This is a genomic window from Ectothiorhodospira shaposhnikovii, from assembly GCF_022227765.1.
GTDB lineage: Bacteria > Pseudomonadota > Gammaproteobacteria > Ectothiorhodospirales > Ectothiorhodospiraceae > Ectothiorhodospira.
In genome coordinates, this window is record NZ_JAJMLZ010000009.1 from 107,701 (window position 1) to 119,146 (window position 11,446).

At 64.2% G+C, this 11,446-nt stretch carries 7 protein-coding genes; all 7 read right to left on the reverse strand.

Going from position 1 to position 11,446, the window contains the following annotated elements; all coding sequences use genetic code 11:
- Window positions 1-71: 71 nt before the first annotated feature.
- Window positions 72-3,746, reverse strand: coding sequence for a BREX-2 system adenine-specific DNA-methyltransferase PglX (gene pglX, locus LQD11_RS13165; RefSeq protein WP_238617954.1), 3,675 nt, complete (start codon window positions 3,744-3,746; stop codon window positions 72-74).
- The gene (gene brnA, locus LQD11_RS13170; RefSeq protein WP_238617955.1) at window positions 3,743-3,982 is read right to left on the reverse strand and encodes a type II toxin-antitoxin system BrnA family antitoxin; all 240 of its coding nucleotides are present in this window, start codon (window positions 3,980-3,982) and stop codon (window positions 3,743-3,745) included. Before brnA ends, pglX begins: the two co-directional genes overlap by 4 nt.
- Window positions 3,972-4,235 (reverse strand): BrnT family toxin, encoded by a 264-nt coding sequence (locus LQD11_RS13175; RefSeq protein WP_238617956.1) that lies wholly within the window; start codon window positions 4,233-4,235, stop codon window positions 3,972-3,974. The genes brnA and LQD11_RS13175 overlap by 11 nt, the downstream gene beginning before the upstream one ends.
- Before the next feature lie 47 nt (window positions 4,236-4,282).
- On the reverse strand, window positions 4,283-8,425 hold the full coding sequence (pglW, locus tag LQD11_RS13180; protein WP_238617957.1) for a BREX system serine/threonine kinase PglW: 4,143 nt from the start codon (window positions 8,423-8,425) through the stop codon (window positions 4,283-4,285).
- Between the two features lie 30 nt (window positions 8,426-8,455).
- Window positions 8,456-9,172, reverse strand: coding sequence for a DUF3581 domain-containing protein (locus LQD11_RS13185; RefSeq protein WP_238617958.1), 717 nt, complete (start codon window positions 9,170-9,172; stop codon window positions 8,456-8,458).
- Between the two features lie 149 nt (window positions 9,173-9,321).
- Window positions 9,322-10,005, reverse strand: a complete 684-nt coding sequence (locus tag LQD11_RS13190) for a VTT domain-containing protein (protein WP_238617959.1) — start codon at window positions 10,003-10,005, stop codon at window positions 9,322-9,324.
- Complete coding sequence (locus LQD11_RS13195) at window positions 10,002-11,354, reverse strand: M48 family metalloprotease (RefSeq protein WP_238617960.1); 1,353 nt, start codon at window positions 11,352-11,354, stop codon at window positions 10,002-10,004. Before LQD11_RS13195 ends, LQD11_RS13190 begins: the two co-directional genes overlap by 4 nt.
- Between the last annotated feature and the right edge of the window lie 92 nt (window positions 11,355-11,446).

Consider the following 11,446-nt stretch of genomic DNA (forward strand, 5'->3'; position numbering starts at 1 on the left):
ACCCAAAACGACTATTCAGACAACGTCGAACTGCCCCAGATACCAGACACCCACCGCCGGAACCCGGCCGATCATCCCCTCCTGCCCTGACGGCCCCGGCGGGTGGCGGCGGGCTGCCAGTGGTGCAGGTCTTCCCGGGTGAGTTCCAGGGCGCGCAGTTCTTCCAGCAGGAACTGCTCGTAGAAATCCCCCATGCGTTCGCCGTATTCCGGGTGCAGGTCGTTGTGCCATTGCTTGAGCCAGGGGATGAGTTCCTCCAGGGCCACCAGCATGGGCAGGAGCCGGGGGGCGTCCCAGCCGTCTGTTTCCTTGCGATCCACATACCAGTGGGCGATGGCCTGGGCACGTTGCAGGTGATCCAGCCCGGCCCAGCCGATGACCAGGGTGGCATCACCGGGCTTTTCACAGCCGGGCAGGCTGAAAAAACGCTCCTTGGGTACGTCCAGCTTGCCCCGCAGGGTCCAGTAACTGCTCTGGCGAAAATCCGTCGACTTGTATTTGGGGGGCACCGGAATGGGGCCGATCTCCCGGGCCTTGTCGGCCTCGGCCCGCTGCCGGGCGGCGGCGTGGGCGGCCCGCTGTTGGGCATCCTGCTCCGCCTCCGGGCTCAGCGGTTCGGCCACGCCGTGGCGGGCGTCGATGGCATCCTCCTGGCGCTGTTTGTCCCAGGTATCCTGCCAGGCACGGAAGATCTTCATGGCGGCGGGCTTGAGACGGGCGGCGGCCATCTGGGGCACCTGATCCCCGGCCACCAGATCACTCACGAGGGCCTGGAGGTCAAACAGGTCATGGCCGGTATGGAGGGTGGCGACCGCCGTGAAGGCGTCATCGGTGCGCATCTGGTCCGCCAGTTGGGCGCAGGTGATGAGCGCGGCCTCCTGGGTGCGCAGTTGGGTTTCCAGGCGGTCCAGCAGCCATTGGCGCGTGGCCCGTTCCTGCCGCTTGTCCCAGGGCTCCCGGTTCCAGCGGCGCTTGTATTCGGGCTGTTCCACCAGGGTGATCCAGCGGTGGTGCTCGATGGCCTCCAGACGGCGCGCCACCTGATCCCGGTAGTCCGCCGGCCAGTGGTCGGGAATCTCGGTGATGGGCGTGCTGCCGTGGCGCTGAAACCAGGTGGACTGGACCTCCCCGGCGGCCATGCGGCGGGCCAGATGGATCTCGAAGGGGCGCTCGCCCAGACGCACGGGGGGCGGCGTGCCCGCGTAACGCAGGTCTTCGTCCATGAGGCCGTAGAGCCGGTAGCAGTGCCAGTCCAGTTCTTCCTGAAGGGCGATCATCTGGTGCCAGAGGTGCTCGTCCTGGGATTGGGCGTCGGTGAGGGCGGCCTTGACATCGGTTTCGTGCCGGGAGAGGACCTGCTCCGGGCCGACGGTGGATTGTTGTTGGGCGAGGTGGTCCAGTTCTCTGGACATCACCAAGACCTCTTCAGCAGAAATAATTGCAATCGGAAATTTCTTGAGTCCCGTGCCTGTAAATTCACGGAACTCTTCCCATTCAGCTCGACTTTCCTGACCAATACCCCCCTGCCCTTTGCCGTGAAAAACCTGCCTCATCCAAAACATTCCGACTGAACTGTTCAGCAATCCGAGCAGGGTCAGGTGCTCATCTTCCGTGGCACCTTCGGGCAGCTTGATGACCGGCGCGGACTGCTTGAACACCATGCCGCCCCGGTCGAGGACGAAGTGGTTGTGGGTGGCGACGAAGGCGAAGGTGAGGGAGAGGGGAGTTTTGTATGCTGAGGCTGTGTGCTGCATATAATCAAACCATCTCAACCCAGCATCGGCCATCACACCTTGAAAAGTTTTTCGGCCCGCCAAGGTCTTACGCCAGGTCCATAGGTGATCCAGCATCCTTGATTGCGAGGATCGCTCGGTATAGGGATACCAAACCCAGGTATCATGAACATTGGACCAATCACGCACTTGCTCGCCAATGAGAAACCCACGAAACTCTTTTTCATCAATCATGCTCTGACGCTTTCTCACGGCAGAAAACATGAAGATTTCTTCCCCGGCGATTCGCACAGCACGACCAATGGGGGATTCAGCAACATCTCCTAAAGAAGTCTCAGCCTCCTGCTCCAAATACTCCTTTAGTTCCGTAGCACCCCCGCCCCCCACACTCCAGGGATGCGTCCCATACGACGCCCGCGCCTGATCCACCACACTGACAAACTCGTTCTCGCTCCCCGGCCGCTCCAATAGCTCCACGATGGAGCGCCATACCCGTCCCTGGGCCGCGTCTTCGGGGGTTTTCGGCTCGCCTCGTATCCCCAGCACGGCCCGTAGAGTCGGTGCGCTGGGCGCCTGATGCCTTGCAAACAGGATCACGGTGGGCGTGCCGTGGCCGGGGATGTAGGCCCCGGAGGTGTCGATCACATGGGTCAGATCCTTGCGGGGCAGGTAGTTTTCGATCAGCTTCTTGCCGAATTCCCGCTTCATGAAGCTGTTGGCGGTGATCATGCCAAGATAACCGGCACTCTGGTTCCCCTGGGCCGGCAGGGTGAGGTCGAAAAAGCGTTCGGTGAAGGGCACCCCCAGGGAATACTGGCGATGGCAAGTGGCATAGCGCCCCCGGTAGGCCTCGTTGAGGGCCTTGTCCTTCACGGTGATATAGGGGGGATTGCCCACCACCACGTGATAGGTCTGCCCCAGGATGCGCTCCAGCAGGGCCAGGTCCTCCGACTCCAGCACATGGCGCAGGGCATCGTCCTGATCCAGCATGTCCTGCTGGATGCCACCACCGATCTTTTCATGGCGCCGGCCATGGAGCAGGGAATCCCCTACCGCCAGGTTGAAATGAAAGTCCGGGGCCTGATGCAGCCGTGCCGTGCCCGAGGCCTTCATGGCGGCGATGAGCAGGCGGAAACGGGCGATGGCGATGGCATAGGGGTTGATGTCCACCCCATGCACCGCGTCCAGGGCGCGCTGGGCCAAGTGGCGGGTGTTGGTATGGGCTTCCCTCCGCTGCCAGGCATCGAACAGGCGCTCGAAGGCGGTGAGCAGAAAATGCCCCGATCCACAAGTCGGATCGATCAGCCGCAGGTCCTTGAGGCTGAAGTCCTCCAAGGCCCGCTCCAGGGTGTAATCCAGGATGAAGGCTTCCACGAATTCCGGGGTCTGCAGCAAGGCGTAGCGCTTGCGCACGGATTCGGACAGGTCCTGGTAGAGGTCGCCCAGGAAGCGGGTGTCCCAATCCGGGTCGGTGAAATCGTGGATGAGTTGCCCCGTCTCCGGGTCGATGCGCTGGAAGAAGTCCACCAGATAGCGTGCCCCGTCGGCGGAGACAGGCAACTGCCACAGGGGGTTATGGCGTCGATCCAGCAGGGCATCCAGCACCGGCTGGCGGGCCAGGTCCTCAAAGAGGCTGAGCAGGTACTCCCGCTCCCCATGGGTGGGGTGTTCATTGAAATAGGCGGTGAGCCGCTCCCGGGCCAGTTGCAGCGGGCGGCTGCCGTCGTCGCGCTCCACCGGGCCGGCCAGCAGCGGCTCGTCCAGCAGTTGGTTGTCTTCCAGAAAGCGCACGAACACGCAGGTGATCACCCAGGCCACGGCGGCCTGGGTGATCTGGGCGTCCCGCCAGGCCACCGGATGCTCGGCGGTCCGGCCGGCCTCCACCACCTTCTGGTATTCCGCTTCCAGATGGGCGATCAGCTCGGGCTGGCTTTCCAGGTACTGGGCAATGTCCTGCTCGATAGGGGGCAGTGCCCGCTGCAGGGATTGGAGCAGGGTCTGGGGGTGGATCATGACTTGTTTGCCGCTTCTGCCTGCAGCCGCTCGACAAGCCACACCTTTATGATTGACTGCCGCGTGACACCCACTCGTGCCGCCTCCCGGTCCAACGAATCAACCACCCATGCCGGAAAGTCCACGTTGATTCTCTTTTGCTCCAGATTCACGCGACGCGCGGTGGAAAGCTCCAGGTCATCAAGGATATCCTCTTGGCCATCATCGAATTTTTTTTCAAAATCCTTAGGCTTCATACAAGTCCACCTCTGTTTTGCGGGAACGCCTGACTGAAATCAGACGGATACGCCCCTCCCGGTATGTCACAACAGCTGACCAATGCTTAGCGTCGATCATGCCGATAAGAACAAATCGTGCCTCTCCCTCGGATTTTGCTTTTATTTCCAGGAGATATGGATCTCGCCAAAGCGCCTGAGCCGCTTCGAAGTCGATGCCGTGCTTTTGCAAATTGGCGTTGCTCTTGTTCTCGTCGAATTCAAACTCACACATGAGTATTAATTATTCCTTTTTTACTCTCAATGCAACTCGAACTCTGGTCAAGCAGCCGGGCTGTCCAGCCACAGGGCCGGTATCCGCGCCCATTCCCGGGTGCCGGCGCCGTGGGGGACGGTGACGCCATCGATGCGGGCACCGTCGTGCTGGGCGTCGGTGGCGATGAGCAGGATCAGGGCGGGGGGCTGTGCCCCTTCCAGCAGATGTCGACGCAGGTCGTTGAGCCAGGTGTTCACCAGGCCATAGCGGGCCAGCAGGCCCGGTTCGGTGAGCAGGATGGGCTCGTCGATGGCCTGGATCTCCTCGGTCATGGCGGGCAGGGCGCGGGCGATGAGTCGCTGCAGGTTCTGCCAGTCCCGGGCGCCTGGGTCGGCGGCGTCGGCGCGCAGCACCAGGGACCAGTTGGGCGGGCGGGCCATGCCGTCGCAGACCCGATGCAGGTGGCTTAACAGCAGTGCATCAAAGCTGATCCGCCTGAGACCATACTCCCGAACGAGCCTGTCGCCGGCCGGCTCATAATGGCGCGGGCGCACGGTCAGGGCCAGGAACCGGGCGCTCTCGATAGCGATGCGGATCGACTGATCCAGGGCCTGAATGTCCTGCAGGGTGACGCCCTGCCCGTCTCCCTGGGTGCTGAAATGACTGGTGGTGAACCCGCTCCCGACCAGACTGGTGAGTCCGGCGCTGGGCAGGCAGTAGGCACCGCGACTGCCGTTCTGGAAGGTGTATTGCCCATTCCAGGCAAACCCCATGTCCAGCGCCTGCATGAGGGTGTCCAGTGACGGTCGGCCGGGTAGCGGCTCGGCAGCCGGATAGCGGCCTCGCACCCGATCCTGCACCGCCTGCACGCTCAGGGCATGGCTGCCCAGCAAGGCCCCCTGGGCCAGTTCCAGGGCACGGGCCGCCGACATGCCGATGGGATAGAACTCGGCCCGACTGGAGAGGGCCGCCCCCTGGGAGGCGGCCGCCGCCAGACGCAGCAATCGGGCGTTGCTCAGCCCCAGGGCGGCTTCCGGCGCCGGCACGTTGCGTACCTTTTCCAGGGCGCGGGCCGGAGAGAGCAGTTCCGGCTGGGCGGCACATTCGTCGGCCAGCTGGCCCAGGGCCTCGGCATAATCCGCCAAGGCTTCGCCGCTGCCCTGGGTATTGTCAGCCAGGACCAGGCGACGGCCGATGCGACGGATGATCCAGCGCGGGGACTGGCGGGCCAGCTCCGTGTCCACGGCGGCACGGGCCACCGCCTGGGCCCAGCGATCCCGCAGGTCCCCTTCCTGCAGACAGCCCCGGCGCAGCAGCAGGGCCTCGGCAGTTTCCAGGGCGGTGAGGACGCCACCGTTATCGGTCAGCACTTCGGCGATCTCGTCCCGCAGTTCGGTGATGGCCTTCTGCTTGCTCCACTGGGTGATCACCCGATCCTGCAAGGCGCGGACCTCCTGGGTGGCAATGCCGGTGTGGGCACTGATGCTCAAGGGGGTGGGCCAGTGCACGGCACGCGGACCCGTGCCGGTGAGCGGTTCATCCAGGCGTCCCAGGTATTCATTGAGAAAACGCTGACGCAGGGGATCGGTGGCCTTGGTGGGCCGGGGCAGGATGAGCTGGAACAGGCGGTCGATGCTGTCGTGCCCCGCTTCGCCAACGGGGAGCACCGGAACCTGATCCGGGGTTTGCAGGCGGGCCTGCAGGCGGCTGATCAGATCGGAGAGTTCCCTGCGGGTCTGGCTGCCCACCCCCACCCAGACCCGAACCTGACTGCGGTTGAGCCGGATCAGCTCGGCAACGGTGTTGATGTTGCGTCGGCTGAGCACGTCCAGGGCCTGGGGGGACATTTCCAGCAGACCGATCTGGGTATCGGGCCGGGCTTCGTCCACCGGACAGGGGGTCGCATCATGCCGGGTGTCGTGACGGGTGAGGGTGCGCGCCTGTGCGAAGATGCGGCGCCAGTCGCGCAGCATGTCCTCGGCAGTGGCAAAGCGGTGACGCACGTCGCGCACCAGTGCCCTGGCGAAGAAGGCGGTCATGGGATCTCGCACCGCGGGATCAAATACACCGCCATCCAGATCCGGGCTGCCCTCCCCCGGCGGGATGCCCCCCTCGCCGGCCACCCAGCCGGGCAGACTGCCGGCGGCCATCTCGTAGAGTGTCAGGGCGGCGGCAAAGCGCTCCGCATAGTCATCCCAGCGACGCCGACCGGCATCGCGGATAAAGGGGTCCATGTAGGCCAGGGTGCCGGCGGTGATGTTATCGGGACTGATGCCGGCCAGGGAGAAGTCGAAGACCACCAGATGCAGCTGGCTGCCCTGTTTGGTGAGGCCCAGGTTTTCCGGCTTGATGTCCCGATGGAAGATGCCCTTTTCCTCCAGTTGCACCAGGGCACTGAGCAGGTCGTCGCCGAATCGTTCCAGCAGTTCCAGGGGCACGGCACCGTGACGGCGTAGACGCTGGGCCAGGGTGCCCTCGTTGGCATGGTCCAGCAGCAGCCCCACATGGCCATCCACCTCGATGGTCCCGCGATGGGCGACGATGGCCTGGTGGCGAAGCCTGGACAGGGTATTGGCCTCTTCCCGCAAACGGGCATTGTGGTCCGGGGAAGCGGCCATCTTGAGCACACAGGCGTGGCCCTGATGATCCACCAAAAACACCACCGATGAGGCGCCGCGCCCCAGTCGTTGACGAATGGTGATGCCCCCGGCGAAGGATTCCCCTTCCCGTGCCTCGGTGGGGGCATGCACGCGCTGAGTGTCGGGGCGCGTGAGGTCGTCTTCCAGGGCATCCAGACATTGCAGGAAGTCATCCACCGAGTCCATGCGCTGGGCTGGATCCGGATGGGTGGCGTAGTGCACCAGGTACTGCATTTCGGTGCTGGCGCCATTGATGTCATCGGTGATTTGCAGCCCCTTGCCGCGATTGAGCTTGTCGAGCAGATCCAGGTCGCTCTCGGCGGGCCGCTTGCCGGTGAACAGGTGATAGGCCAGAGTGCCCAGGGAGAAGACATCCATCAGCACCCCGTCCCCTTCCCCCAGGTGGGCCTCCGGCGGCAGGTAGGGGCCAGCCTCCTCACGCATCAGACAGGTCAGATGGCTCAGCGCACTGACCTGACGGGTCTCGCTCTCGAAGATCCGGCTGGCGGTGGACCAGTTGGTGATCTTGATGGCGAAACCACCGGCGGCGGTGTCCCTGATCAGGATGTTCTGCGGGCTGAGGGCACGGTGATACAGACGCTGGCCATGGGCATGTTTCACGGCCTCGGCAATCTGCCTGAGCAGGTCGATGGCCTGGGTGATGTTGAGTCGCTGAGCCTGGGGGTGGCAGAAACGATGATCCAGTCGCTGGGCTTGCGGATCATGCTCGTAAATGAGCGCCGGGCCGTGATCGTGGTGATGATATTCCTTGGCCTTGAGGATGCCGGGATGCTCGATGCCCTCCAGGAGCTGATACTCCAGCTCCGCGGCCTTCTGCAGCCGCTGGGCTTCCGGCTCGGGCCGGTGGCGGACCAGGTAGATGCGGACCTTGCGTTCGACGCCCAGCTCGGTATGCCGGGCCAGCCAGTCTTGAAAGAGGTCGGACTCATCCAGCAAGTGCGTGAGTTCGTAAAGCCCCACGCGACGCAGGCGCACGGATTCCTTGATGCCGGCCTCATCCAGGGCACGGGCCAGGGAGCGGGCCGCCGGGCGGTTGACGGGGCGATGGGGCCAGTGTTCCGGAATGTCCGTGATTTCGGGCAAAAGATCCCTGCGCGTGCAGACCCCCATCCCCGCGGGGCCTTCCAGCTTGCTGACCAGGTTTTCCGCCGAGAGGAACACCAGCGCGGTGATGAAAGGGACACGCTCCTTGGATTTCTTGCTGGAAGGCTGTACCTGGAGCAGTGAAGCCAGTTTGCGGGCCTTGCGATCCGCCAGCAGACGGGGGTTGTCAAAGGCCTTGCGCTGGCCGTTGGGCTTTTCCCAGATCCAGGTGCCGGCATCTCCACCCATGGCACCGGGGTGGGACTTGATCTCCACCAGGTAGCATCCCTTGGGGGTCAGTACCAGCAGATCCACCTCGTTGATGGAGCCGTCCTGGGCAATGAACTCGAAATTGGCCCAGGCCCGGTAGGGTTCATGATCCGGCAGGGCCTGGCGCACCCAATTCAGCGCCTCTTGCTCCCAGGCATGATCCGACGGCGTGATCTGTTTCCAGTGCTTGTCCATGCGCCCCTCCCCGAACTCACCGCCCGGTGTTCAGCGGTCGGAATAGGCCGCCTTCCAGCCGTCATATTGGCTGACCAGGTCGTCCACCACGTCCTGCTCGAAGGGGCGCAGTCCGGAGATGACCAGTTTCTTGCGGCCGGTGCCCACCTGTTCGCCGGAGGCGGTGAGGGCAAACTCCAGCACCACGTCGCCGCGCTTGCCGTTGACCGCCATGGTGGCGTTGGTGAAGCTCAAGCTCGGTGCCTCGGCGGGCAGACGGGTGAATTCCAGGGCCATGCTTTCGTAGAACACCAGCGGGCGCTGGGGATTGACCATGACGCCCTGCGCCTTCATCAGGGGCACCATCACATGGGGGAAGTTCTGCCCGGAGAAGGCGGCGTACTGTTTCGTCAGCCCCTCCAGCAGGGCGCCGTCCCGGGACACCTCGCCATCCCGCTCCACCTTGAGATAGACCCGCTCGCCACCGTCGGTGATCTCCAGGGTGGCGTCGTCGGTGGCGGGGAAATGCAGGCCGACGCCGGCACCCACCATGTTGGTGAAGCTGAAGGCCATGCGGGCGCTCACCCCGTAGCGGGCCAGGACCAGGCAGAACAGCAGATCACCGGGGACGCAGAAGCGCTTGGCATCGGGGTCGTGGATCGGGTTGAAATCACCGGCCACTTCCTTGGCGAAGCGGCTGGCCTGTTCGGGCGTGACGCGCACCAGACCGTTGTCGACGACATGAAATTCATCAAGATAGCTTGGCACCGGTGATCCTCTCTGGCCTGACGGGTGGTTTTGAGGGGACGTAGTGTACCAAGCCGGGGGGGCAAAAAGGCATGGAACCCGCCATGACTCCCGGCCTGCTGCCCGATCCGGTTGCGGCAAGGGCCTGGACCCATGTCAACAGACAACCTTCACGAACCATCCTGCCGCGGGGTCTCGTCAAGCCGGGCGCGGCGGGTCTGGAGGGCATGGCGCACCAGGGCACCCACGCCCAGGAACAGGGCCAGGACCAGCAGCGGCGCCACCGAATCCAGACCAAACGCCTCCGCCCCGGTACCCACTTCCACCAGGGCGTGAACCGCCGCCGCATAGACCACCCACTTCACCGCCAGTCCCAGGGCGGCGGCGGCCAGGAACGGCAGCAGGGGCAAACCCAGCATGCCGGCACCGTAGTTGATCACCGAATGGGGAAACCCCGGCAACACCCGCAACACCAGCTGGGTGAGGAAATCCCCCCGCTCCCTGAGCAGATTGACCACTCGCCCGGCATCCACGTCCGACGGCCGACGGCCACGCAGGTGCCGGGAAATCTCGTAGGCGCCGAAGGCACCCAGGACGCTGCCGGCCGTGAGCAGGCCGGCCGCCACCAACGGAGGGTAGATGGGCGCCACCACCCAGAGCATGAGGGTGCCGGGCAGCGCCAGGGCAAGCAACAGGGCCTGAACCAGCACCAGCCCCACCGCCACCAGGGGATGGGCGCTGGCCTGGTGGCCGAAATCCAGCAGGGCATCCAGGGAGACGGGTTGCCAGAAGGCCAGCACCAGACCGAACAGTACCGGTATCAGGGCCAGCCAGAGGCGGGATTTCCTTTTCAACGCCAGCTCTGCAGTCGCTGGGCGGCATAGCGGCCCTGCTCGGTCTGCGTCCCCGCCATCTGGATATAACGCTGGTACTGTTGCGCCGCCGCCTGACGGTTCTGCATGTTCTCGTGGGCCACGCCCTGCAGGAACACCGTGTTGGGATTGCCCGGCAGTATCCGCTCATAGCGCTGGAAATGGCTCAAGGCCACATCCGGCCGGTTCTGCGCCAGCTGGTTGATGCCGCTCAGGTGAATGGCCTGCCCTTCATCGGGATAGGCACTGCGGGCCTGCTGCAGATAGCGCTCCGCCTCCCGGTGCTGCCCCTGGGCGGTCTTGGCCTTGGACATCAGCAACAGCCCCGGGTAGTCATCGGGCGCCTGACGCAGGGAGGTGGCAAAATGCCGTTCCGCCTGGGCGTACTGGTTCCTGGCCATGCGGGCCTCTCCGGCCTGCTGCTCCTTGATGGCCGGCTTGATGCGCCGCAACGAGGCGGTGTTGTCCATGTAACGCTCCCGCCCCACATTGCGGTTGAGATCCGCGGAATAGCGTGAACTGGCCTCCCGCTGGGCGGTGTCGAACCGTTCCTGGCTCATGGGATGGGTGGAGAACATGGTCTCCAGGGCATTGGGCTGACGATCCGACATGCCCCGCAGCATGTCCATCAGATCCACCATGCCCTGAGGGTTCTGGCCCGCCCTGGACATGTACTCCAGACCCAGGGCATCGGCTTCCCGCTCGTTCTCGCGGCTGTAATGGGCCAGCAGGGCGGTGGCGCCCACGGCGCTGACCGCATAGATCAGGTTGCTGTAACCGGACAGGCGCTCGGACTGAGCCGCGGCAATGCCCACCCCCCCCAGGACCACGGCGGCGATGATGCCCGTGGTCTGGCGCCGGGCGGTATGCCGGGCATTGACGTGACCGGTCTCATGACCCAGCAGGGCCGCCAGGGCGGCCTCGTCCTCCATCTCCACCATGATGCCCCGGGTACAGGCCATGGTGCCGCCCGGAAAGGTGTAGGCATTGATATAGTTGGCATTGACCACATTGAAGGAATACGGCATGTGGGGTCGGTGGGAGACCTCGGCGACGGAGTTCCCTACCTGGGTCACGTAGTTGTTGACACGGTTGTCCCGCAGCAGTCCATAGTCATTGGAAAACTGGTGGGGGGAATGCTGCCGGTCCACGGCGATCTCCTCCTGCTCGGACATGAGCATGAGCCGCTGCTGACCGGTGACGGGATCAACGGCGCACCCCTTGAGGGAGGGCAGCACCACGGCGCCCGCGGTACTGGCGGACATCAGCCAGAGGAAGTCGCGCCGGGTCATCCGGCGCCGAAAAATGCGATGACCGGGATTGTGATCCATGATGGAGGGCTCCTTCGTGCCGGGAGAACAGGGTTCAGTCTAACCGCTCCCGGGATGGCTTCAAATCTTCATGTGTTCGGATATCAGACAGG

Excerpts from the sequence above, each read along its gene's own strand:
- pglX (WP_238617954.1), bottom strand. The coding sequence starts at position 3,746 with ATGATCCACCCCCAGACCCTGCTCCAATCCCTGCAGCGGGCACTGCCC.
- brnA (WP_238617955.1), bottom strand. The coding sequence starts at position 3,982 with ATGAAGCCTAAGGATTTTGAAAAAAAATTCGATGATGGCCAAGAGGAT.
- LQD11_RS13175 (WP_238617956.1), bottom strand. The coding sequence starts at position 4,235 with ATGTGTGAGTTTGAATTCGACGAGAACAAGAGCAACGCCAATTTGCAA.
- pglW (WP_238617957.1), bottom strand. The coding sequence starts at position 8,425 with ATGGACAAGCACTGGAAACAGATCACGCCGTCGGATCATGCCTGGGAG.
- LQD11_RS13195 (WP_238617960.1), bottom strand. The coding sequence starts at position 11,354 with ATGGATCACAATCCCGGTCATCGCATTTTTCGGCGCCGGATGACCCGG.